Source organism: Cupriavidus basilensis (assembly GCF_000832305.1).
Taxonomy (GTDB): domain Bacteria; phylum Pseudomonadota; class Gammaproteobacteria; order Burkholderiales; family Burkholderiaceae; genus Cupriavidus; species Cupriavidus basilensis_F.
The window spans coordinates 3859777-3882469 of the sequence record NZ_CP010537.1; the positions used below are offsets into that span (position 1 = coordinate 3859777).

The following is a 22693-nucleotide window of genomic DNA, read 5'->3' on the forward strand; positions in this document are numbered from 1 at the left end:
ATCTCACTCACGCAAGGCTGTGCGCCAGCGCCAGAACTGCCGCAAACCGCTAGCGGCTCTTCAACGCCCGAACCGGAATTCCACGCATCCGGTGGCATCGATCGGTGTACTTTGGCTGACCCGCAGGGCCTCGGACGAGCCGAGCATGCGGAACCAGTGCTGGTACGCCCCCTCCAGGAATGCCGGCGACCAGGTGTCGGCTCCGTCTCCCAGCGCCGCGTTCAGCGGCGCGCAGAAATGCCGGACCACCAGAGCCCCCCCCACATCCTCGATGCTGGTCCAGCCCCAGTCCACATCCAGCCAGATCTGCGCGACGGCGCGCTCCAGCTCGGCAAGCGTCGCGCAGGCGCCAGGATCAAAACGCTTGGCAAATCGCGCACCAACACGCCACATCACGGCGCGCAGGCCAGCCACGTCCATGGTCTCGGATAGTTCTTCGGCGAGCGCCGACAGTACATCACGCCATTGCGACGAGCAATGCCGCTCAGTGAGATATTGCAGAATTGCTTGATTCACCCCGAGATCCTGTTTTAATGGCTTACTGTCAATATTCTTCTTATTGTTGGAGCGTCATTTTCTTACCAACCCTGCGATCTGGGCAAATGCTTTGCGAGCAACAATGGTTATGTTCCATCCTCGCAACATCCACAACGGCGGCCGCCGTGCCCCGATCCGGGCGATTTCCCGCGCGGGCAGGCGCCACGGCCTTTTGCGGTCGACCCAAGCCTGACAGTTTCCACGTCATAGGGAAACCCACCCCCTTCCGAAGCGGGGAACACTTTACGTTGCCAGTTTAATGTCTCTACATTAGCGCAGTAAGGTACTGCTGCCGGTCCGCAAAGACTGCCCACGATGCCATTCTGGCGCGATAAGTCGCAGACCAGTGCATGTAATTTCTCCATGTGGGGAAATAGCGCGGGTTTTGGGCGAGAAACGATAGGACCGGACCCGTGGCAGTCAAGCAAGCGACTGCGGACTAGTCCGGCATGACTTGCGCGCCGGAGCGGGCCGCGGCGACGAACGCATCGATCAGGCGCGCCCCGCGCCGTTCGCGAAAAAAATAAAGATACTCACTCATTTCCTCGCTACTATCCTCAAAATCCCGCATTTTCAGCTGTGGATGGCTCGACACCTCGTGGCGGGCAATGACGGATACACCGGGTCCGCGAATGACCACCTCGCGCATCAGCGGCCGGCAACCGGCCAGCGCGGCTATCGGCACCCGACGGGGCCAGCCGCCGCCCGCCGCGATGGAACCGCTCGACGCCGCAGGCCTCCTCCAGCGCGCGGATCTGGGCGGTGATGGTCGGCAGCGACAGGCCGAGCCGCTTGGCTGCCTGGGTCACGCTGCCGATGCGGGCGACCATGAAGAAGGATTTGAGCTGGGCAATGGGCATGCTGCAGACGCGTGGTGATAGCGCGGGTGAATCGGGCGCCGTTGCAGCCGGGGGCGTATTCTAAGGCCCGGGGATCTGTTGCCACGCCGCCTTCGGCCGAACAGGAGAATGCCATGCCCGAGCGCAAGCAGGACGCCACCCGGATCGAGACCGACAGCCTGGGCGACATACCGGTGCCTGCCCGGCACCTGTGGGGCGCGCAGACCGAGCGTTCGCGCCAGAACTTCCGTATCGGCTGCGAGACGATGCCGCCCGCGCTGATCGAAGCATTCGCCATCCTCAAGCTCTGCGCAGCGCGTGCAAATCGAGCGCTGCACGTGCTCAAGCCGGAACTGGCCCACGCCATCGAGGCGGCGGCGCAGGAGATCATCGCCGGCAAGTGGCCGGGAGAGTTTCCGCTCTCGGTCTGGCAGACCGGCTCCGGCACGCAGACCAACATGAACCTGAACGAGGTCATTGCCAACCGTGCGATCCAGCTGCTAGGCGGCGAGCCGGGCGCGAAGCAGCCGGTGCACCCCAACGATCACGTCAACGCCAGCCAGTCTTCAAACGACAGCTTTCCCACGGCGATGCATATCGCCGCCACCCGGGCGATCCAGCTGCAACTGCTGCCCGCGCTGGAGCGCTTGCAGCAGGCGCTCGGGCGCAAGGTGGACGCGTTTGGCGACATCGTCAAGGTGGGCCGCACGCACTTGCAGGACGCCGTGCCGCTGACGCTCGGCCAGGAGTTCTCCGGCTACGAAGCCCAGGTAGGCGATGCCCAGTCGCGCCTGCGCCAGGCCATGCTGCGCGCCATGCCGGTGCCGCAGGGCGGCACCGCAGTGGGCACCGGGCTGAATGCACCGCATGGTTTTGCCGCGGCCTTTGCGCGCGCGCTGTCGGACTACACGGGCCTGCCGTTCGAGCCCGCGCCGAACCGCTATGCGCTGCAAGCCTCGCACGATGCGCTGGCCGACCTGTCGGGCGCGCTCAACACCACGGCATCGTCCTTCCTGAAAATCGCGCGCGATTTCATGCTGCTCGGCTCCGGCCCGCGCGCGGGCTTTGCCGAACTGATCCTGCCGGCCAACGAACCCGGCTCTTCGATCATGCCGGGCAAGGTCAATCCCACCCAGGCCGAGGCGCTGGCCATGGTGTGCTGCCGGGTGATCGGCAACCACACCACCGTCACGCTGGCCAATGGCCTCGGCACGCTCGAGCTCAACGCGTACAAGCCCGTGATCATCTACAGCCTGCTGCAATCGGTCACGCTGCTTGCCGATGCCGCTGCGAGCTTTGCCGAACGCATGGTGCAGGGGGTACAGGCGGATCGCGAGCGCATCGCCGAGATGCTCGGGCGCTCGCTGATGCCCGTGACCGCGCTCAACCCGCACCTCGGCTACGACCGCGCCGCCGAAATCGCCAGGCTGGCGCTCACGCGCGGCCTGCCGCTGCGCGAGGCTGCGCTCGCTTCGGGACATGTCACGGCGGCCCAGTTCGATGCATGGGTCGACCTGAAGGACATGACCAGGGAAATATGAGGCCGCCAATCAGGCTCGCGATATGAGGCCGCCGCTTAGCGCTGGCCCTTCTCGCACACGGCGCATAGGGTTCGGCGAACGCCGGTTTGCTATCAGTGGCCGCCTGACAAGGTGCATGGGCCGGCCTTTGTTGCCGAAAAGCAAAAGCGTACCCGTTTCTGCGTGCCTTCAAACCCCACCTGCAACGGCAAGAAAGAGGCTCGCGCCTACTTGCCCGCGGCCTTCTGCCGATAGCGCGCCAGTTCGGCGCCTAGCCACGGAGCGCTCTCCACCGGCTGGGCCTGGCCGCACTTGACCAGGTAAGGCTTGCCGCTGACGCTGCTCTTGCTCGCGCCCAGTTCGATAAAGCGCTCGCTGGTGCCAATGACGCCCTTGTCGGCCAGGTAGTCGTATTTCTTCTTGAGGTGGGCAGCCGCATCTGGCGCTGAAAACCAGCTGCCATTGCGGTTGAACTGGCAATTCGAGCCGGCCAGGTAGGCAAAGAGATGGGTGACCTCGGCCTGCGTGGCGGGCGGCGGCGCCGCTGCGGCGGGGGCCATGGGGACTGCCAGCACGGTGGCCAGGAGCAGGGCGGACAGGAAGGCAGGCTTCATTTTCACGGAGTCGATCAGTCGCATCCGCTGCATTAGAGCGGCATTCCCGCTCCGGTTCAAGGCTTGACGAATGGCCAGAGCGCCCGCCGCGCGGGCGGAACCAACTGCCCGCGCGGCAAAGCGTACCCGTTTCTGCGTAACAATCCGGAGCGTCAGCCGATCGCGCCACCGCCATCGAGCAGCACCGTAGAACCCGTGGCAAAGCCAGTCCCGGCCAGGTAAAGGATGGCCTGCGCCACGTCTTCAGGCTGGCCAATGCGCTGCGCCGGGAGCCGCGCGGCCACGTTTTCGAACATGGCCGTGCGCGCGGCGCCATCGAGCTTGTCCCACAGCGGTGTGGCGATCAGACCCGGGGAGACGGTATTGACGCGCACCGGCGACAGTTCCAGCGCCAGGCCGCGGCTAAGCGCGTCCAGCGCGGCATTGATGGCGCCCTGCAGCACCGATGCCTTGCTCGGCCGCACGCCCAGGAAGCCCGAAACCAGCGTCAGCGAGCCATGCGCGCGGATCGGCACCAGGCGCGCCACGCGATAGGCGCCCCAGAACTTGCTGTTCATCGCGGCGTAGGCATCGGCCAACGGCAACTGGCGCACCGGGCCGGTGGGCGTCTGCGCGGCGGAGATCACAACGTGGTCCCACGGGGTGGCGCCGTCCATGAACTGCGCCACGCTGGCGTCGTCGGTGATATCGACCGTGGCGCCGCCGACCGTGCCGGCGCTGGCCAGCGTGCGTACAGCGGCATCGACTTTTTCCTGCGAGCGTGAGGCAATCGTGACGCTGGCGCCGCGCTCGGCAAAGGCAGCCGCGGTGGCCAGGCCGATGCCTGAGCTGCCGCCAACCACCAGCACCCTGGCGTTCTTGAAATCGGGAAACATGGCAAGACTCCTTGAATTTCCTTCAATGGCCAATCCATGCGGCAGGAAGGAAGGCCGCATGCTTGCCAGCCATTATGGTCACGGCGCGCCGGCGGATCATCCACCCAGGATTGGAAGCACTCTTGGCAGGCATTTGATAATCGAGGGCGCGCCGCCGCTACAATGCTGCGGTGCAGCTTAGGCCCCGTCCCGGGTCCGCTCACCCTCCTCCCAGCGGTCGCCAACCGCCCCGAAACAACCTCCTGCCCATCATGAAGCCGCTCCTGCTCGTCCTCAGCCACGTCAGCGCCCAGCATCTGTCCTGGATTGCCGAACAATACGAGGTGCGCTACGCGCCCGACAGCGCGGCCCGCGCCACGCAGGTCCGGGAGGCCGGCGCCCGCGTGCGCGCGGTGCTGACGATCGGCTCGGTCGGCCTTACCGCCGCGGAGATCGACGCCATGCCCGCGCTGGGGCTGGTGTGCGCGCTGGGCGCGGGGTACGAGAACATTGCCGTGGCCCACGCCCGCGCGCGCGGCATCGTCGTGGCCAATGGCGCCGGCACCAACGACAGCTGCGTGGCGGACCACGCCATGGCGCTGCTGCTAGCCACCGTGCGCGCCATCCCCGCGCTGGACCAGGCCACGCGCGCCGGCAAGTGGCGCACCGCGCTGGCGCTGCAGCCCAATGTGTCGGGCAAGCGCATGGGGATTCTCGGCCTCGGCACCATCGGCCGGCGTATTGCGCAGCGCGGCCTGGGCTTCGACCTGGAGGTGGGCTATCACAACCGGGCCCCGCGCGCCGACGCGCCGTATCGCTATTTCGACAGCCTCGGCGCGCTGGCCGAATGGGCCGACTACCTGATCATCGCCACGCCCGGCGGCGCGGGCACCCGCCACCTGGTCGACGCCAAGGTGCTGGCCCAGCTGGGCCCTGGCGGTTTCGTGGTCAATATCGCGCGCGGCAGCGTGCTCGACACCGCGGCGCTGGCCGATGCCCTGCGCGCCGGCAAGCTCGGCGGCGCCGGCCTTGACGTATACGAGACCGAGCCCGAGCCGCCCGCCGCGCTGTTCGACTGCCCCAATGTGGTTCTGACCCCGCACGTGGCAGGCTGGTCGCCGGAAGCCATCGACGCTTCGGTGCGGCAGTTCCAGGAAAACAGCCGGCTGCATTTTGCCGGCAAGCCTGTGCTCACACCGATAGGCTGACGAGAGGCGCCGCCGCGCGCTCACGCGACGGGAAACACCACCCGCACGCGCAGCCCGGGCGCGGCGCCTTCCAGCGAGACCTGCGCGCCATGCGATTGCGCGATCTCCGCCACGATGGCCAGGCCCAGCCCGCTGCCCCCGGTGGGCGCTTCCGGCACCCGGTAAAAGCGGTCGAACACGCGCTCGCGCTCGGCGGCGGGAATTCCCGGGCCATCGTCCTGCACGATCAGTTCCGCGCTCTGCGTACCCGCTTCCCTTACGCCCGTCATGGCGCGTCCCTGGCCAACCAGCACATCGACCCTGCCGCCTGCCGGCACATAGCGCAGCGCATTGTCGACCAGATTGGTCAACAGGATGCGCAACGCATCGACGTCGCCGCGCACCACGGCCGGCCCGGCGGCAGCGTCGAGCCCAAGGTCGATGTGACAGTCGAGCGCGGCCTGGGTCATCTCCGCCACCACGCTTTGCGCCAGCGCGCGCAGGTCCACCGGCTCATGCGGGGGCGCTGCCGCGCCGGGCTCCTGGCGCGCCAGCGTGAGCAACTGGGCCACCATGTGCGTGAGCCGCTCCAGCCCCTGGCGCAGCTTGCCCACGGCCTCCTGCCGCTCCTCGGCCGTATCGGCGCGCTCCACCAGCTGGGCCTGCAACTGCAGCGCGGCCAGCGGTGTGCGCAGCGCGTGCGCGGCGTCAGCCACGAAGGCGCGCTGGGTATCGATGGCGTGGGACAGCCGCGCCAGCAACTGGTTGAGCGCCTCGGTCAACGGCGCGATCTCGTCCGGCATGCTGCTGAGCGCCAGCGGGGCCAAGGCGTTGGCGTCACGCTGGCGCACCCCGGCGGCGATCTCGCGCAAGGGCCGCAGGCCACGTCCCACGGCCACCCACACCAGCCAGCCGATCAACGGCAGCAGCAACAGCAGGGGCGCCACTGTGCGCAGCGCCATGCGCGCGGCTACCTCGCTGCGCGCCGACATCGGCTGGGCAATCTGCACCACGCCGAGCCCGAGCTGCACGCTGTAGATCCGCCATTCGCCCTGCGCGGTCTTGACGTTGGAAAACCCCAGCTCGGCGCGCGGCGGCAACGCGGGATGCGCGTGCGACAGATACAGGCTGCGCCCGGAGCCGTCCCAGATATGGATCACCACGTCTTCATCGGCATGGAACAGGCTGTCGCCAGGCGAGCCCGGCGCACCGGGAGACTGCTGCGCAACGAACGGCGGCATCACCGGATCGGCAAACTGGCTGGGCAGCGCGGCGGCCACCTGCTTCATCTGGTAGTCGAACAGTGCGTTGGCTTCCTGCCGGGCCTGCCCGTAGATCAGCGCGGTAGCAATGGCGATGCCGGCCAGCAGGCCCAGGGCAAGCCACCACAGCAGGGTTCTCTGGATCGAACGCATCAGCCCGCGCTCCCGGATTCGAGCTTGGGCACCACATAGCCCACGCCGCGGATATTGCGGATCAACCCCGCGCCGAATTTCTTGCGCAGCGCGTGGATGTAGACCTCCACCGTGTTGCTGCCGACTTCATCGCCCCAGCCGTACAAGCGCTCCTCCAGCTGCGCCACCGACCACACCTTGCCGGGCCGCGCCAGCAGCGCCGAGAGCAAGCCGAACTCGCGCGCCGACAGGCGCACCGCCTCGCCGTCAAGGGTGGCTTCGCGGGTCACGGGATTGATCACGATGCCGCCATAGCGCAGCAACGGCTCCGCCCGGCCTTCGGCGCGGCGCACCAGCGCGTGCATGCGCGCGGCCAGTTCCTGCAGGTCGAAGGGCTTGACGAGGTAGTCGTCGGCGCCGGCGTTCAGCCCCGCCACGCGATCGGCCACGGCGTCGCGCGCGGTCAGGATCAGCACCGGCGTATTCACGCCACGCGCGCGCAGCGCGGCGAGCACCTCCAGCCCGGAGCGGCGCGGCAGGCCCAGGTCGAGCAGGATCAGCGCATAGCAGGCCTCGCCCTCGGGGCCGCCCGACTGGGTGGCCGCGGCCAGGCCGGCCTCGCCGTCCTGCACCCAGTCCACCGCGAAGCCTTCCTGGCGCAATGCCAGCTTTACGCTATCGCCGATCATGGCGTCGTCTTCCACCAGCAACACTCGCATGGTCAGGTCCGGGTCAGGCAGGATTAGGTTGGTTGCGCGGATTGGCTCGGCCGGCGCCGCCGGCATCGCCGCCGGCGCCGTGCGTGATCGCTTCCTCCAGTGCCTGCGCCAGTCCGGGCAGCGCTGGGTACTGCGCGTTGATCACGTAAACCGGTAGGCTTTCCAGGTACGCGCTCAACCGCCCCTTGGCGGTAAAGCGCGCGTTGAACGCGGAGTTGCGCAGCGCGGGCACGAAGCGCGGCACGATGCCGCCGCCCAGGTAAACGCCACCACGCGCACCCAGTACCAGCGCAATATCAGCCGCCACGGAACCCAGCAAGCCGCAAAACACGGCAAGCGCGCGCTCGCAGAGCGGGTCGTGCCGGTGGATCGCGCCTTCGGTTACCTCTGCCGGCTCGAGCTGGCGCGCCAGGGGCGTACCCGTTTCTGCGTGCAACGCCGCATGGGTCAGCGATAGCCCCATGCCCGACAACAGACGCTCGGCGGAGACACGGCCGAAGGCCTGCTGGGCCGCGCGCCACGCGGTCCATTCGTCTTCGGTCTGCGGCATCAGCTCGATATGGCCGCCCTCGCCGGCCAGCGCCACGGCCGGCCCGGAGCGCGCGGGCACCAGCCCGGACACGCCCAGCCCGGTGCCCGGCCCCACCAGCGCGAGCGGCGCGCCGGTCACGGCCACGCCCTGGCGCAACAGCGTCAGGTCGTGCGCGCCAAGGTGTGGCAATCCCAGCGCCAGCGCGGTGAAATCGTTGATGGCCAGCAGCAGGTCCAGGCCCAGCGAGCGCTGCATCTGCGAGATGGAGAACGCCCAGGCGTGATTGGTCAGCTTGACGCGATCGCCGGTCACCGGGTTGGCCAGGCCAATGGCCGCGTGGCGCGGCCTGGCGCTACCGGGCGGCAAGCCGCCGAGGTAGTGCTGCACGGCAGCCTCGAGCGAGGGGAAATCGGCCACTTTAAGCGCGGTCACCGGGCCGATGCGCTGCGGCGCGGTCTCCAGCGCAAAGCGCACATTGGTGCCGCCGACATCGCCCAGCAGGCGTGGAAAGCGCCGCATGGCGTCAGGCCGAGAAGACATCGGTGCCATGCCGGTGCCGGCTCAGCACCAGGCTGATGGGCAGCGCCGGGGTGGGTCCCTTGCAGGCGCGCGCGAACACGGCCGTCTTGACGGGCCCCGCGAACGACACGAAGACGCGCTCGGCAGCCAGCAGCGCCGCCAGGTTCAGCGTGATGCGCGCGTGCGGCGCCTCGCGCGGATGCGTGACCATATAGCCCGGCTGCGGCTCGGCAAGGGCTTGCTCCAACTCGGGCGCCTCGGGAAACAGCGAAGCGGTGTGGCCGTCCTCGCCCATGCCCAGCACAATCACGTCAGGCTGGCGCCACGCCGCATTCAGCCGGGCCACCGCGCCGGCCGGGTCGGCCACTTCGGCGGCGTCAGCCACCAGCGGCACGAAGGCCGCCTTGCCAGCCGCCTCGCGCAGCAGGTGGCGGCGCACCAGCGCGCCGTTGCTGTCGTCATGGTCGGGCGGCACCACGCGCTCGTCGACCAGCGTGATGGTGACCGCGTCCCAGCGGATGGTGCGATGGCGAAGGCGCTCGAACATCGCCACCGGCGAGCGGCCGCCGGACACCGCCAGCACCGCCCAGCCGTTCACGCCGATGGCGATCTCCAGCGCGTGGGCCACCGAGATCGCCATTGCTTCGGCCAGGTCCGCCTCCGAGGTATGTTCGTAGCGTCGCATGGGCAGTGTCTCCTGTTTGAATGAGGGTCTATCAACGATCAGCGCTCGCGGCTCACACCTCTTCGTGCCAGAGCGAGCCGTCGCGCGACATCAGCGCGGAGGAGGAAGCCGGGCCCCATGTGCCAGCGGTATACGCCTTGGGCGGCACGGTGCTGCCCGCCCACGTATCGATGATGGGCTCGACCCAGCGCCACGCCTGCGCCTGCTCGTCGCGCCGCACGAACAATCCAAGGCGGCCGCGGATGACATCGAGCAGCAAGCGCTCGTAGGCGCCCGCGCGGCGCACCTTGAAGGAATTGGCGAAGTCCAGGTCGAGCGAGGTGCCCGTGAGCGCCACCGTATCGCCCGGCTGCTTGACCAGGAAATACAGGCGGATGCTTTCCTCCGGTTGCAGCCGGATCACCAGCCGGTTCTGCGGCGACAAGGTCAACGGGCGCGGGAAGATGGCGTGCGGCACATCGCGCAAGTGGATGACGATCTCCGCCACGCGCGACTGCATGCGCTTGCCGGTGCGCAGGTAGAACGGCACGCCGGACCAGCGCCAGTTGGCGATCTCGGCCTTGATGGCGACAAAGGTCTCGGTATGGCTGTCGGGCGCGATGCCCTTCTCGTCCAGGTAGCCCACCACCGGCTTGCCGCCAACGGCGCCGGCCCGGTACTGCCCGCGCACGGTTTTCTCGGCCACGTCCTGCGGCGTGATGGGCTTGAGCGCCTTGAGGATCTTGATTTTTTCGTCTCGAATCGCATCCTCGGACAGGCTGGTGGGCGGCTCCATCGCCACCATGCACAGCAGTTGCAGCAGGTGGTTCTGCACCATGTCGCGCAGCGCGCCGGTATTGTCGTAGAACTCGCCGCGTGTTTCCACGCCAAGCTCCTCGGCGATGGTGATCTGCACGTCCTGCACCCATTCGCGGCGCCACAGCGGCTCGAACAGCGCGTTGCCAAAGCGGATCGCCATCAGGTTCTGCACCGACTCCTTGCCCAGGTAGTGGTCGATCCGGTAGATCTGGTCTTCGGCGAAGTACTGCGCCACGGCCGAGTTGATCGCATCGGACGAATGCAGGTCGTGCCCGAGCGGCTTCTCCAGGACGATGCGGACATTGGGATGATTGAGCCCGGTGCGCGCGAGCTGCTCGCAGATGGGGACAAAGATATGCGGCCCGGTGGCGAGATAGCACACCACCACCTCGGGCGAGCGCTGCAGCACCTTGGCTGCCAGCGCGTCGAAGTGCCCGGGCACGCGGGCATCGGCCTGCACATAGCTGATGCGCGCAAGGAAGGTGGCCCAGGCTTCGGGCGGCGCATGCTCAAGGCCCGGCCGCACGCTCTGCTCCAGCGAGCCGACGTAGTCCTCGGTGGAAAGGGGATGGCTGCCAGTGGCAAGAATGCGGGCGTTGGGATGAAGCAAACCCGCGCAGTGTGCATCGAACAGCGCCGGCAGCAGCTTGCGCCGCGCCAGGTCCCCGGTGCCGCCGAACAGCACCATGTCGAAATCGGGCATGCTCACCCTGTACTCCTTGTCTTGGCCAACGTGAGTGCGGCGCAAGAGCCCGGCGGGGCCCGCGGGGTTCCAGGAACACCAGCGCGCGTCACTTTTCCGAGTGCCGCGGTGCGCCGCATAAGTTCCGGCCAGTTTAGTTGAGTCGCCGCCGCTTGGCGAGGCGTGGAACGCTCGGCGCGGCCCCGGAGGTTTGCCGCCTGCGCACTAGCCGAGCAGCAGCCCCACCCACAGGCCGCGAGCCTGGAGCTGGTAGGCGCGCGTGGCCTCGATCAGGGCGCGGCGGGGCGCCGGGTCCATGATGGCCTCGGGCAGCAGCGGATCGCGCACGATGGCGCGGATGATGGCGCGGCCCACCAGCATGGCCTCGCGCGCGCCGGCATCCGGCGCCATGCGCGCCAGCTTGGCCTGGCTGCGCTCAAGTTGCGCCAGCGCGCGGCGGTACGCGGATTGCAGCGCCGGCACATCCCACAACCGGGCCATGCGCGCGGCGGCATCGGCGTCGAACTCGCGGCCCACAAAGAGCAGGCTGGCGCTGGCCATGCCGAGCCGGGACAGCGCTGCGCGCATGGCCGGGGCGCCGCCCGCGAGATTGTCCGGGCGCACGTTGATGCCAGCGGCCAGCACCCGAAAGCCGGACAACGACAGCGCACGCGCATGGTGGCGCCAGGCGGTCTTCTCGCTGCGCGCCACGGCGGCGTCTTGCACCACCAGCCAGTCGCCGGCCCAGTGCCCCAGCCGGCTCTCTTTTTCGAACCAGTGCTCTACCTCGTCGTAGACCGGGTTGCCTTCCGCCAGCACCGCGTAGCAGCCACGCTCCGTCTTGACGATGCGGCCCTGGCGCTGCAGGCGCGTCAGCGCCACCCGCACGCTGGGCGTGCCGATGCCCATCACCTCGGCGCCGCGCGCCAGCGCCTGCACCGGCAGGGTACGCTCCGGAAGGCCGTAGAGCAGGTCCAGGACCAGGTCGGTCGCCGAGGGCTCGCGGATCTCTATTTCATGCATGGGTCGAAAGCGGGAGCAACGTAGGCGGTAAAGGATGCCGCGAAGGGTAAACCAGAAATATTTCTTTTCTTGGCACAAATATATCATTTTATGAAATATTTATGCATGTGGAAAAACACCTAGAAAGTACCCGATTCGTACGATTCGCCCTTGCCAGGCGCAGGCACCGAGGATGCGCGCATGGATAGTAAATAGTAAACCCAGCCGGCCCGGTCCTCACCGTCATTCTGGACCGCGCCGACAAGCGCAACGCCGATCGTGTTCGAGGAGGGCATCCCCGGGGGCAGGACGGGGGCGGGGCGAACACGCCCCGGCTCGGCAAAGCGTACCCGTTTCTGCGTAGCCAGGGCGGGATGCAATGGCAGCGAAATCAGCCCTGTCGGGCCAGCGCCGAACGCAAGCCAGCATGCATGGCCGGCCCGGCGGCCACGATCCCCTGGCACCCCCACGTAAACGGCTTGCCATCCAGCGCGGTTACCACGCCACCCGCCTCGGTCACCAGCAACACGCCTGGCAACCAGTCGTAGTAATCCTGCCCGCACTCCCAGTAGCCGTCCAGCGCGCCACCGGCAACCAGCGCCAGCAACAACGACGTGGGACCGTATACGCGCTGCCCGAACACCTGCGGCAACAAACGGCCAAAGCGATCCAGAAAAGCCGCGGTATCGTTACGCACCTGCCCAGGCCAGTTGGGATGCGCCGTGGTGATCAGCGCCGAGGCCAGCTCCCCACGCGCGTTGGCACGCAATGGCGCCCCGTCGCAATCGGCGCCCTGGCCGGCCACCGCCCGATACGTCCGCCCGGTGGCCGGGTCATGCACCAGCGCCAGTGCTGGCACCCCTTCTACCACCAGGCACAGTGCAATGGTCCAGCCCGGCATGCCGCTCAGGTAGTGCAGGGCACCATCGATGGGGTCGCAAACCCAGTAAGCGTCGGCATGCTCCGGTGCCTGCTGCTCGCCGCTCTCCAGTTCCTTGTCGGAGAACGGAATCTGCGGCCAGCGCTCCAGCAAGGCCCTTTTCAGCGTCGAGCCGACGGCGCCGCTGTGCTGCTCGAACGCCGCCCGCAGGGCCTGGAAGTCAGCAGGAGCGCTGCGTGGCTGCTGCGTACGCAGCAGCCGGCCTTGCTGGGCGAGCAAGGCGCTCAGGCTATCAAGCACAGCCGCCACGGGCTGGCTGAGACGTTCGGAGAGGAGCTGAGTGTTGACGTTGACGTTGGTCTTGGTGTCGGCATTCACAGTGCATCGCTCCTGGTTGGGTTGGAGCAGCCAGTCTAGGCACTCGCCGCATTGCCATCTAACGATAAAATGCCAACTTATATTCGAAACGGGCCAAACCGATGTCGCTACGAGAAATCCGACCGATCGCGCATGAAGCCGCCCGGGAACAGGTACCGCATGCGCATGCCGAGGGTCAGCTGTTCACGGTGAAGTCCGGCGTGGTCAGCATCGAGGCCGGCGGCGGGCGCTGGCTGATGCCGACCGGCTGCATCGGCTGGGTGCCGCCGTATGCATCGCACGGTGCGCACATCCATGGCGCGATGGCCGGAATGAGCCTGTATTTCGACGAGGCGTGGAGCCGCGCCGCCATGCCGGAAACCCTCAAAGTGGTACGCCTGTCGCCGCTGCTGGCCGCGCTGCTCGACACGCTGGCGCAAGCCGAGCCGCCGTGCGGGCCGGTGCTTGCGCATTACCTGGCGGTCTTCGCCGATGACTTCATCCGCCAGCCGGCACAAACGCTGTTCCTGCCCATGCCCCAGGAACCGCGCCTGCTGCGCATGGCCACCGCCTTGCTGGCCAGCCCGGACGACAACACCGGCCTGGATGGTTGGGCGGCGCGCATCGGCATGGCCCGCCGCACGCTCACCCGCCACTTTCAGGCCGACACCGGCTGGAGCCTGGCGCAATGGCGCCAGCAGTTGCGCATGCAGGCGGCCATGGAGCGGCTGGTGGCAGGCGAAAGCGTCACCGCCGTGGCGCTCGGCCTGGGCTACGCCAGCGTCAGCAGCTTCATTGCCCTGTTCCGCCGTTACACCGGCACCACGCCGCGTGCCTACCTGGCACTGGGCAAGGACTGAGGAGCGACAGGCGCGCAAGGCCACGGCCATTCGCGGGTGCAGCAAGCGCCAACCCACCCGCTCTTGTATGCTACGGCTATTGCCGCCGAAGAAGCCTGACCGCGCCATGAGCCACAAATCCCGCAGCCTCCTGCAGTCGATCTTCAGTCACCCGCTCAGCAACAACATCCACTGGCGCGAGGTGGAGTCGCTGTTGCAGCAACTCGGCGCGAAGGTGGACCCGATCCAGGGCGCCCGCTTCAGGGTGGTGCTCAACGAGTATGAGTTCTACCTTCATCACCCGCACCATGGCAATGTCTGCGCCAAGCAGGAGATCAAGCACCTGCGCGATTGCCTGGCCGCCGCCGGCATCACCCCTCCCGACGGCGACGACAAGCCGAAGTGACCCGGCGCTTGCCCCGGGGCAGGCCCCGTGGCGAACCCCGGCACGGCCATGCTCATCGGCCGCCAGGGCCAGCCATTGCCCCAGCCCATCCATTCCTACGGATTTCCATGACCAATCTTTCCGCCTTCCTCGTTACCAATAAATGGCCAGCCTTGCGCCCGGAGCGGATCCAGCTCTATTCGCTGCCCACGCCCAATGGCGTCAAGGTCTCGATCATGCTCGAGGAAACCGGCCTGCCGTACGAGCCACACCTGGTGCGCTTCGACACCAATGACCAGTACACGCCGGAGTTCCTGTCGATCAGCCCCAACAACAAGATTCCCGCCATCCTGGACCCGAACGGCCCCGGCGACCAGCCGCTGGCCCTGTTCGAGTCCGGCGCGATCCTGCTTTACCTCGCCGACAAGAGCGGCAAGTTCATCCCGCAAGATCCCGCCGGCCGCTACGAGACCATCCAGTGGCTGATGTTCCAGATGGGGGGCATCGGGCCGATGTTCGGGCAACTGGGATTTTTCAACAAGTTCGCCGGCAAGGAATACGAGGACAAGCGCCCGCGCGACCGCTATGTCGCGGAAGCCAGGCGCCTGCTGGCCGTGCTCAACGCACGCCTGGCGAACCGCGCCTGGATCATGGGCGACACCTACACGATTGCCGACATCGCGACCTTCCCCTGGGTGCGCAACCTGATCGGGTTCTACGAGGCCGGCGAGCTGGTCGGCATCGAGGACTTCCCCCACGTCACGCGCGCGCTCGAGGCCTTCCTGGCGCGTCCCGCCGTGGCCAAGGGCCTGGATATCCCGAAGCGCGTCTAGATCAGCCAGCCATCTCCACCACCGCCGCGGCGGGTGCCGCGGCATAGTGATCGAGTTGCATGGCAAAGCTGGCGCGGCCCGAGGTCAGCGCGCGCAGGCTGCCGATATAGCCGAACATGCTGGCCAGCGGCACATGCGCCTGCACCACCGTGGTGTTGCCACCACCGCGTTGCAATTGCCCGCGCACCATGCCCCGGCGCCGGTGGAGTTCGCCGATGACGTCGCCCACATGATCGGCGGGCGTCACCACTTCCACGCTCATCACCGGCTCCAGCACCACGGGCGCAGCCTGCCGCGCGGCTTCACGCAAGGCGGCCGCGGCCGCGGTCTCGAAGGCCAGGGCCGAGGAGTCGCGCTCGTGATAACTGCCGTCCAGCAAGATGGCCTGGACATCCACCACCGGGTAGCCCGCGAGCACGCCCTGCGCGGCCGCGCGCCGGATGCCGGCCTCCACCGCCGGCACAAACTCGCGCGGCACCGCGCCACCGCTGATGCGGCTCTCGAACCGGACGCCCTCGCCACGCGCCAGCGGCTCGAAGCGCAGCACCACTTCCGCGTACTGTCCCGGGCCACCGCTCTGCTTGCGATGCAGGTAGCGCACCTCGGCGGCACGGGTCAGCGTTTCGCGATACGCCACCTGCGGGCGGCCTACCGTGACCTCCACGTGAAAACGCGTGCGCAGCTTCTCCAGCGTGACCTCCAACTGCAACTCGCCCATGCCGGACAGCAACGTCTGCCCGCTCTGCGGATCCAGGCGCAGGCGCAGGCTCGGATCTTCCTGCACCAGCACTTGCAGGCCGCGCGACAAACCGGCCTGGTCGGACTGGCTCTTCGGCTCGATGGCCACGTCGATCACCGGCTCGGGCGTGTCGATCGTCTCCAGCACCATGGGGTGCGCGGGATCCGTCAGCGTGTCGCCGGTGATGGTGGCCTTGAGGCCCGCTATCGCCACGATGTCGCCGGCCACGGCAACCCGCAGCTCCTGCTTGCGGTCCGCGTGCATCTCGTACAGCCTTGCCACCCGCTCGCGCTTGCCACTGCCCGCGTTGAGCACGGTGTCGCCGGCAGCGAGCCGCCCGCGATACACGCGCACGAACGTCAGCGTGCCGTGCGCGTCGTGTACGACCTTGAAGGCGAGCGCCACCAGCGGCTGGTCAGCGTCCGCGCTCACTGCATGACGGCCCGCTTCGCCAGGCGCAGGCAGGTAAGCTGTCACGGCATCGAGCAACGGCTCCACGCCCTTGTTCTTGAAGGCGGACCCGGCCAGCACTGGCACCACGGCGCCGCTGATGGTCGCGCGCCGGATGGCTGCGCGCAAGGCGTCACCGGCCGGCTCGCGGCCCGCCAGGTAGTCTTCCAGCAATGCATCGTCCTGCTCGGCCAGTGTTTCCAGCAAACGCTGGCGCCAGGCCGCGGCCTGCTCCGCCAGCGCCTGCGGCACGGCATCGGTCACGTAGCCCGTGCCGCCTTGCCATAGCAGGGCCTGCATGGCGACGAGATCGACCACGCCGTGGAAATCGCCTTCGCGGCCGATCGGCAACTGCAGCACGAGCGGCACCACGCCGAGGCGTTCCTCGATCATGCCGGCCACGCGAAGGAAATCCGCGCCGGTGCGGTCCAGCTTGTTGATGAAGGCGAGGCGGGGCACGCGGTAGTGGTCCGCCAGGCGCCAGTTGGTCTCGGTCTGCGGCTCCACGCCGGCCACGCCGTCGAACACCACCACGGCGCCGTCGAGCACGCGCAGCGAGCGGTTCACCTCGATGTTGAAATCGATGTGGCCCGGGGTATCGATCAGGTTGATCTGGTGCCCGTGCCAGAACACGGTGGTGGCCGCGCTGTTGATGGTGATGCCGCGCGCCTGCTCCTGTGGATCGAAATCCATGGTGGCGGCGCCGTCATGCACCTCGCCCAGCCGGTGGCTGGCACCGGTGTAGAACAGGATGCGTTCCGACGTAGTGGTCTTGCCCGCGTCCACGTGGGCAATGATGCCGATGTTCCTGAGTTTCCTGCTTTCGTTTCTGCTTTCGTTTCTGCTTTCGTTTCTGCTTTCCATGATGGGCTGCCTGAATGCAAACACCCTGGCGGGTGCGTGCCTGCCAGGGTGTTTGTGGTCCCTGGGAGGCGATCTGCGAGGCCTCCCGGACTGCATCTGCAGCCTGGAGGCTATGGGATCGCTTGCGAGGCGGCGCCGGCATGCCGCATGCGGCACGCAATGGTCTCGGTGACTACGCCAGACGACGCCGTTACCGCACCAAGGGACGAGCGCAAGCCCCCGTTCCCTTGGCCGGTTTGAATCGTGGCAATCAACTTGTCGTAGGTACGCATGGCGTCTCAGATGGTGGCGAAACAAAAAAACAAAACCCCGGCGGGCCTGAGGGCCGTCCGGGGTTGGCGATGATCGGTTTCGTCGTTCCCGGAACTGGCCTTGCAGCCTTCCGGGCGGGACGCTCGGAAGACTAGACGTGAATAGCCAGCAGCACGCGTTCACCGTCGGGTGCCGCGGCAAACGCTGCGATGGCAGGGCGTTGCGCTGCTTGCTTCATGTCGTTTGGACTCCAGAGAATGCAGCGGAGTCTAGCACTTGTGGAGCAAACGTGCAGCGGCTCATACTTGCGCCAGGCACGCACCAACCGTGCGCCCCTCCCCAAAGTGCACTAGGCTGAAAAGGCACCCACGCAGGAGATCCCCATGCCAAGTCACCCAGTCCTGGAACGGGTCACCGCCCGCATCGTCGCGCGCAGCGCCGCCACCCGCCAGACCTACATGGATCGCACCCGCGCCATGGCGGGACAGAAGGTGGAGCGCGCGCAGCTCTCGTGTACCAACCTGGCGCACGCCGTGGCAGCCATGCCCGAGCAGGCCAAGATCCGCCTGAAGGCGCAGGAGCGCCCCAACCTCGCCATCGTCTCCTCCTACAACGACATGCTGTCGGCGCACCAGCCCCTGGCGGAGTATCCGCAATGGCTCAAGGAAGCCGCGCTGGAGGCGGGCGGCACCGCGCAATTCGCCGGCGGCACGCCCGCCATGTGCGATGGCGTGACGCAGGGCCAGGACGGCATGGATCTCTCGCTGTTCTCGCGTGACGTGATTGCGCTATCCACCGCGGTGGCGCTGTCGCACCAGATGTTCGACGGCGCGCTGTACCTCGGCGTGTGCGACAAGATCGTGCCGGGGCTGGTGATGGGCGCGCTGTCGTTCGGCCACCTGCCCGCCATCTTCGTGCCAGGCGGCCCCATGACCACCGGCATCGGCAACGAGGAAAAGGCGCGCGTGCGCCAGCGCTATGCCGAGGGCAAGCTCAGCCGCGCGGAGTTGCTCGAGGCAGAGAGCCAGTCGTATCACGGCCCGGGCACCTGCACCTTCTACGGCACCGCCAACTCCAACCAGATGCTGATGGAGATCATGGGCCTGCACCTGCCCGGCACCGCCTTCGTCAATCCCAACACGCCGCTGCGCGAAGCCCTCACGCGCGAATCCGCGCGTCAGGCGCTACGCCTTGTACATGGCGGCGATCGCTATACGCCGGTGGCGGACGTGCTCGACGAGCGCGCCTTCGTCAATGGCATCGTCGGTCTGCTCGCCACCGGCGGCTCCACCAACCATACGTTGCATCTGGTGGCGATGGCGCGCACCGCGGGCATCATGCTGGGCTGGGACGATTTTGCCGAGCTATCGGAAGTGGTACCGCTGCTGGCGCGCGTGTATCCGAACGGCAGCGCGGATGTAAACCAGTTCCAGGCCGCCGGTGGACTCGGGCTGGTGATTCGCGGCTTGCTGCAGCTTGGCCTGCTGCACGACGACGTGACCACCGTGGTCGGCAAGGGCCTGGCCGACTACACGCGCGAGCCGGTGCTGCGCGATGGCCAGCTCACCTGGATCGACGGGCCCGAAGCGCCGCTGGACGACACCATCGTGCGCGCCGCCGGCCAGCCTTTCGCGCCGGAAGGCGGCATCAGGCTGCTCGACGGCAATATCGGCCGTGCCGTGCTGAAGATCTCGGCGGTCAAGCCCGAGCACCACATCGTGCAAGCCCCGGCGATGGTGTTCCACACGCAAGACGCGCTGATCGAAGCGTTCAAGCGCGGCGAGCTGGAGCGTGACTTTGTCGCGGTGCTGCCATGGCAAGGACCGGCCGCCTGCGGCATGCCGGAGCTGCACAAGCTCACCCCCACGCTGACCGTGCTGCAGGACCGCGGCTTCCACGTGGCGCTGGTAACGGACGGACGCATGTCTGGCGCGTCGGGCAAGGTGCCGGCCGCCATCCATGTATGCCCCGAGGCATTGAGCGGCGGCGGCATCGCCCGCGTGCGCGATGGCGACCCGATGCGCGTGGACGCGCATGCGGGTGTGCTCACGGTGCTGGTGCCGCAAGCGGAATGGGCCGCGCGCTCGGTGACGCCGCCCGACCTCTCAGCCAACCGGCACGGCGTGGGGCGCGACCTGTTCGCCAATTTCCGCCGTCACGTGAGCACGGCGGAGGCGGGGGCCTGCTCGCTGTTTGCCGAGGAAGGCTGACGGGAGGTAGCTAGTGTGCGGCTTAGAAGCTATGGCTGATGCCGGCACCGAACCCGGTGCCGCCACCTGCGTAGCGACTGTGGCGATACGACACCGCGCCATACAGCGTGGTGCGCTTCGATAGCGCATAGTCCACCCCGCCGGTTGCGTAGTCGGTCACGCCCGCCGTGCCATAGCCCTGGAAATCGCGCGCGCCCGAAAGCTTCAGCGTATAGGCGCCCACGCGCCAGTTGACGCCAAGCGTGGCGGCGCTGCGCCTGGCGCTGGCGTCGCCGAGGAAGGCCTGGCTCGCGGCGCTTAGATGGGTCTGGCTATACGAGGCCATCAGCCGCACCTTGGTGAACGCGTAGGCCAGCCCCGCGAACCACGTGTTGTCATAAGCCGAATTGCGCTCCGCCGTCAGCATGGCCGACCAGGGCCCGCCGTCGTAGTTGAGCGAGACCGCCAGCGGCCGCGTGCGGTCCCGGTTGCCGGCGGCGTCCGGCGTTTCGTTCTTCTCCACGCCGGCGGATACGTGCACGTGCATCCCGCCCCATTTCGGCGAGTCGTAGAACACGCCGTTGTTCAGGCGCGAGTATTCGCCCGCGGGGCCATTGTGATACGGGTCGGTGCGATAGGACGGGTGGTACACGTACCACGCCACGGAACTCACGCGGTTGAAATTGTCCCAGCTGTCGTACTGCCAGTCGTATTGCCACATCGGCGTCAGCGCACGGCCAACGCGCAGATCGCCATAAGGCGACTGGATGCCAATCGTGGATTCGCCCTGGAAGTACGGCGTGGCGCCGCTGGCTTCGAGTCGGCCATTGCCCATGTCGAAGCGCGTTTGCAGGTTCAAGGTAGCGGCCCAGCCGGGGGCCAGGGTCTCGCTGCCGCGCAGGCCGATGAAGCTGCGCTGCATGGTGCCGAGCACAATGGGCTGGCCAGGCGCGGGACGGAAGATGCCGACGTCGGCAAACCCGTACAGCGTGAGGCTGCCCTGCGCGTGCGCGGTCGGTGCGGCAGGGGCAAGCACGGCGGCGCAGGCCAGCGCCGGCAGGCACCGCGCGAGCCTTGCGCGCGGCGCACTATGGGAGATGCCTTTATTGGCAGGAGAGACATTGCGCAAGTTGAGCGGCTTGCGCGCGATGGGGTTCAGTTCGAGCTTGTATGCAGGCAGCAAATCCAATTCCGGAGATTGAAGGCATGCCGTGTTCCGCCGCGTGGCGCAGCGAAACGCGGATACCGGTGAAGACCCCAAGGGGGCGGGAGACAGACAAAGGCCGATGGCGGCGCGGGCGCTCGCCGCCAAACGGGATCGCCGCCGGCGCAAGCCGAAGAGCTTGGTTCGTCAGCTCAGGCGATGCGAGGGACTCGGCGCGGCGGGCGCGGCTGCTTGCGCGTCCTCGGGCACGCGCCACTCCTGCACCGGCACGGCGATGGCGCAGCCGGCGGCTTCGAGCACCTGCTTGATGCGGTGGTAGAAAGCGAAGCGCACGTTCCAGTAATCCCCGGCGGCAACCCAGCAACGCACGTTGAGCGTCACGCCCTGCGCGGCGTAGTTGATCACCATGGCCTCGGCGGCCGGGTCCGCCAGGATGCGCCCCTCAGCCGCAAGCATGGCGCGCAGCGCATCGAGCGCGGCCTGGATGTCGGCGCCAAAGGTGACGGTGACTTCGATGTCGAGCCGGCGGGTGGGATTCTCGCTGTAGTTAGTGATGGCACTGCCCCAGATCTTGCCGTTGGGCACGCGCAGGCAAACCCCATCGAAGGTGGTCAGCTCGGTCATGAACAGACCCGTCTCGCGCACCGTGCCGGCCACACCCTGCGCGTCGATGTACTGGCCCACGCGAAACGGCCGCAGCAGCACCAGCATGATGCCCGCGGCAATGTTCTGCAGCGTGCCCTGCAACGCCAGTCCGATGGCCAGACCGGCGGCGCCGAGCATGGCGATGATGCTGGCGGTCTGCACGCCAAATTGCGACAGCACCAGCACCACCGTGATCACGCGCACGATCCACTGCGTGACGCTGGCCAGCATCGGGCGCAAGGTGGCGTCCACGCGCGGGCGGTCAAACGCGCGCAGCACCGCGGCGCGGGCGCGCCCGGAGAGCCACCAGCCCAGGATCAGGATCAGCATGGCGGCGATGCAGTTCAGGCCTTGCTGCACCACTAGTTGCAGCAGGTACGCCCAGGCTGCTTCCAGCTTGTGGGGCTCGATGAAGTTCAGGTTCATGGATTCGGCTCCGGCGATCAATGTGAAAAGGCTGGACATGCGCGGCTCAGGATGCATCGTCGTCGCGGCGGCGGTGCGCCAGTTTCCCCGCGTCCGGCAGCGTGGTTTTGAGGTAAAGCGGGTCGATCTTCAGTGTCTGCATGTGGGCAGGTTCATGGTTTGGTTCGAAAGACTTCAGGAAGAGGTTGGTACGCACGAGCGTGGCATCAGGCCGTGAGGCGGAACGGCAGGTCAACAAAGCGCGCGGCCGATGGCACTGCCGGCGCCGGGCAGCGCGCTCGGCAGGTCGGAATGCTGGAACTCGCCGCTGGCCTCGCCACCCGTGGTCTCGAAGCCAATGGCGTAGGCGCGCAGGTCGGGCGTACCCGTTTCTGCGCGTAATCCGGTGATCAGGCTGGGGTCCGCGCCGCCCGACAACAGCACGCCCATCGGCACGTCCACCACGGTGAGGTGATGGCCGACCGCGCGCGCCCCCTGGCGAACAGGTTCTCTCCATCGGGACCACGCTTGGCCTGGTCGCGAGTCATATCGGCGAGCGCGTGCAGGTCGGCCATGACCTGATCAAAGCGTAGTTCTCCGGCAATGCCACACATGTTTGGTCACTCTCTTGCCACTGGCGGCGTCCGGACTGCCAAAGCCGGCGATGGCCCGGCTTGATGTCAGGTGATTGCCTGCATTTGAATGAAATTGACAATAATTCAGGGACAAATGACGGGGGAATTGGTTTCCCCCCGAGGCGCGGCGGCAGCTGGACGAATCGGCGCCAGCCCTGCGTGGGCAAGGGCTG

The 22693-nt window shown here is 67.5% G+C and carries 19 protein-coding genes and 2 pseudogenes; 6 read left to right on the forward strand and 15 right to left on the reverse strand.

Translation table 11 applies throughout. The features are described 5' to 3' along the window. Positions 1–60 precede the first annotated feature (60 nt). Positions 61–516, reverse strand: a complete 456-nt coding sequence (bcsD, locus tag RR42_RS37355; RefSeq protein ID WP_043357457.1) for a cellulose biosynthesis protein BcsD — start codon at positions 514–516, stop codon at positions 61–63. A 460-nt stretch (positions 517–976) separates the two neighbouring features. Next, positions 977–1397: pseudogene (locus RR42_RS39385) on the reverse strand (LysR family transcriptional regulator). A 113-nt stretch (positions 1398–1510) separates the two neighbouring features. Between RR42_RS39385 and RR42_RS37365 the strand changes: the two are divergent. Beyond that, positions 1511–2917: a class II fumarate hydratase gene (locus tag RR42_RS37365; RefSeq protein WP_043357460.1), complete on the forward strand. Its 1407-nt coding sequence runs from the start codon at positions 1511–1513 to the stop codon at positions 2915–2917. Positions 2918–3123: 206 nt separating this feature from the next. Here the strand turns inward: RR42_RS37365 and RR42_RS37370 are convergent, their stop codons facing one another. After that, positions 3124–3510, reverse strand: coding sequence for a DUF5329 domain-containing protein (locus RR42_RS37370; protein WP_043358657.1), 387 nt, complete (start codon positions 3508–3510; stop codon positions 3124–3126). A 152-nt stretch (positions 3511–3662) separates the two neighbouring features. Continuing rightward, positions 3663–4385 carry an SDR family oxidoreductase gene (locus RR42_RS37375; RefSeq protein WP_043357461.1) on the reverse strand — a complete coding sequence of 241 codons (723 nt, stop codon included), beginning with the start codon at positions 4383–4385 and terminating at the stop codon, positions 3663–3665. A gap of 251 nt (positions 4386–4636) precedes the next feature. Between RR42_RS37375 and RR42_RS37380 the strand changes: the two genes are divergently transcribed. Beyond that, complete coding sequence (locus RR42_RS37380; RefSeq protein ID WP_043357463.1) at positions 4637–5572, forward strand: 2-hydroxyacid dehydrogenase; 936 nt, start codon at positions 4637–4639, stop codon at positions 5570–5572. A 20-nt stretch (positions 5573–5592) separates the two neighbouring features. Here the strand turns inward: RR42_RS37380 and RR42_RS37385 are convergent, their stop codons facing one another. The 7 genes from RR42_RS37385 to RR42_RS37415 form a co-directional block, all read right to left on the reverse strand. After that, positions 5593–6966 carry an ATP-binding protein gene (locus RR42_RS37385; RefSeq protein ID WP_043357465.1) on the reverse strand — a complete coding sequence of 458 codons (1374 nt, stop codon included), beginning with the start codon at positions 6964–6966 and terminating at the stop codon, positions 5593–5595. After that, positions 6966–7664 (reverse strand): response regulator transcription factor, encoded by a 699-nt coding sequence (locus RR42_RS37390; protein ID WP_043358660.1) that lies wholly within the window; start codon positions 7662–7664, stop codon positions 6966–6968. The genes RR42_RS37385 and RR42_RS37390 overlap by 1 nt, the downstream gene beginning before the upstream one ends. A 13-nt stretch (positions 7665–7677) precedes the next feature. Continuing rightward, on the reverse strand, positions 7678–8736 hold the full coding sequence (glk, locus tag RR42_RS37395; RefSeq protein ID WP_052495223.1) for a glucokinase: 1059 nt from the start codon (positions 8734–8736) through the stop codon (positions 7678–7680). Next, a complete protein-coding gene (gene pgl / locus RR42_RS37400; protein WP_043357469.1) occupies positions 8720–9400 on the reverse strand; it encodes a 6-phosphogluconolactonase in 681 nt (226 codons plus the stop codon). Before pgl ends, glk begins: the two co-directional genes overlap by 17 nt. A 52-nt stretch (positions 9401–9452) precedes the next feature. Beyond that, positions 9453–10901, reverse strand: a complete 1449-nt coding sequence (gene zwf / locus RR42_RS37405) for a glucose-6-phosphate dehydrogenase (RefSeq protein WP_043357470.1) — start codon at positions 10899–10901, stop codon at positions 9453–9455. A gap of 204 nt (positions 10902–11105) precedes the next feature. After that, complete coding sequence (locus tag RR42_RS37410; protein WP_043357472.1) at positions 11106–11903, reverse strand: PaaX family transcriptional regulator; 798 nt, start codon at positions 11901–11903, stop codon at positions 11106–11108. Between the two features lie 370 nt (positions 11904–12273). Beyond that, the gene (locus RR42_RS37415) at positions 12274–13140 is read right to left on the reverse strand and encodes an inositol monophosphatase family protein (protein ID WP_052495224.1); all 867 of its coding nucleotides are present in this window, start codon (positions 13138–13140) and stop codon (positions 12274–12276) included. A gap of 101 nt (positions 13141–13241) precedes the next feature. Between RR42_RS37415 and RR42_RS37420 the strand changes: the two genes are divergently transcribed. The 3 genes from RR42_RS37420 (at position 13242) to RR42_RS37430 (ending at position 15176) form a co-directional block, all read left to right on the forward strand. Then, complete coding sequence (locus RR42_RS37420) at positions 13242–13979, forward strand: helix-turn-helix domain-containing protein (RefSeq protein WP_043357474.1); 738 nt, start codon at positions 13242–13244, stop codon at positions 13977–13979. Positions 13980–14085: 106 nt separating this feature from the next. After that, a complete protein-coding gene (locus RR42_RS37425) occupies positions 14086–14364 on the forward strand; it encodes a type II toxin-antitoxin system HicA family toxin (RefSeq protein ID WP_043358671.1) in 279 nt (92 codons plus the stop codon). Positions 14365–14471: 107 nt separating this feature from the next. Further along, positions 14472–15176: a glutathione S-transferase N-terminal domain-containing protein gene (locus tag RR42_RS37430; RefSeq protein WP_043357476.1), complete on the forward strand. Its 705-nt coding sequence runs from the start codon at positions 14472–14474 to the stop codon at positions 15174–15176. A 1-nt stretch (position 15177) separates the two neighbouring features. Here the strand turns inward: RR42_RS37430 and fusA are convergent, their stop codons facing one another. Then, the gene (fusA, locus tag RR42_RS37435) at positions 15178–17229 is read right to left on the reverse strand and encodes an elongation factor G (RefSeq protein WP_043357478.1); all 2052 of its coding nucleotides are present in this window, start codon (positions 17227–17229) and stop codon (positions 15178–15180) included. Between the two features lie 635 nt (positions 17230–17864). Between fusA and edd the strand changes: the two genes are divergently transcribed. Next, positions 17865–19691, forward strand: a complete 1827-nt coding sequence (gene edd, locus RR42_RS37440) for a phosphogluconate dehydratase (protein WP_043357479.1) — start codon at positions 17865–17867, stop codon at positions 19689–19691. A gap of 22 nt (positions 19692–19713) precedes the next feature. Here edd and RR42_RS37445 read toward each other — a convergent pair whose 3' ends face one another. The 3 genes and pseudogenes from RR42_RS37445 to RR42_RS37455 form a co-directional block, all read right to left on the reverse strand. Further along, positions 19714–20853 carry a porin gene (locus RR42_RS37445; protein WP_052495225.1) on the reverse strand — a complete coding sequence of 380 codons (1140 nt, stop codon included), beginning with the start codon at positions 20851–20853 and terminating at the stop codon, positions 19714–19716. Between the two features lie 168 nt (positions 20854–21021). Then, complete coding sequence (locus RR42_RS37450) at positions 21022–21906, reverse strand: mechanosensitive ion channel family protein (protein ID WP_043358676.1); 885 nt, start codon at positions 21904–21906, stop codon at positions 21022–21024. A 231-nt stretch (positions 21907–22137) separates the two neighbouring features. Beyond that, positions 22138–22362: pseudogene (locus RR42_RS37455) on the reverse strand (asparagine synthase-related protein); the annotation flags it as partial. Positions 22363–22693 lie beyond the last annotated feature (331 nt).

Excerpts from the sequence above, each read along its gene's own strand:
- RR42_RS37365 (WP_043357460.1), top strand. The coding sequence starts at position 1,511 with ATGCCCGAGCGCAAGCAGGACGCCACCCGGATCGAGACCGACAGCCTG.
- RR42_RS37370 (WP_043358657.1), bottom strand. The coding sequence starts at position 3,510 with ATGAAGCCTGCCTTCCTGTCCGCCCTGCTCCTGGCCACCGTGCTGGCA.
- RR42_RS37375 (WP_043357461.1), bottom strand. The coding sequence starts at position 4,385 with ATGTTTCCCGATTTCAAGAACGCCAGGGTGCTGGTGGTTGGCGGCAGC.
- RR42_RS37380 (WP_043357463.1), top strand. The coding sequence starts at position 4,637 with ATGAAGCCGCTCCTGCTCGTCCTCAGCCACGTCAGCGCCCAGCATCTG.
- RR42_RS37385 (WP_043357465.1), bottom strand. The coding sequence starts at position 6,966 with ATGCGTTCGATCCAGAGAACCCTGCTGTGGTGGCTTGCCCTGGGCCTG.
- RR42_RS37390 (WP_043358660.1), bottom strand. The coding sequence starts at position 7,664 with ATGCGAGTGTTGCTGGTGGAAGACGACGCCATGATCGGCGATAGCGTA.
- glk (WP_052495223.1), bottom strand. The coding sequence starts at position 8,736 with ATGTCTTCTCGGCCTGACGCCATGCGGCGCTTTCCACGCCTGCTGGGC.
- pgl (WP_043357469.1), bottom strand. The coding sequence starts at position 9,400 with ATGCGACGCTACGAACATACCTCGGAGGCGGACCTGGCCGAAGCAATG.
- zwf (WP_043357470.1), bottom strand. The coding sequence starts at position 10,901 with ATGCCCGATTTCGACATGGTGCTGTTCGGCGGCACCGGGGACCTGGCG.
- RR42_RS37410 (WP_043357472.1), bottom strand. The coding sequence starts at position 11,903 with ATGCATGAAATAGAGATCCGCGAGCCCTCGGCGACCGACCTGGTCCTG.
- RR42_RS37420 (WP_043357474.1), top strand. The coding sequence starts at position 13,242 with ATGTCGCTACGAGAAATCCGACCGATCGCGCATGAAGCCGCCCGGGAA.
- RR42_RS37425 (WP_043358671.1), top strand. The coding sequence starts at position 14,086 with ATGAGCCACAAATCCCGCAGCCTCCTGCAGTCGATCTTCAGTCACCCG.
- RR42_RS37430 (WP_043357476.1), top strand. The coding sequence starts at position 14,472 with ATGACCAATCTTTCCGCCTTCCTCGTTACCAATAAATGGCCAGCCTTG.
- fusA (WP_043357478.1), bottom strand. The coding sequence starts at position 17,229 with ATGGAAAGCAGAAACGAAAGCAGAAACGAAAGCAGAAACGAAAGCAGG.
- edd (WP_043357479.1), top strand. The coding sequence starts at position 17,865 with ATGCCAAGTCACCCAGTCCTGGAACGGGTCACCGCCCGCATCGTCGCG.
- RR42_RS37450 (WP_043358676.1), bottom strand. The coding sequence starts at position 21,906 with ATGAACCTGAACTTCATCGAGCCCCACAAGCTGGAAGCAGCCTGGGCG.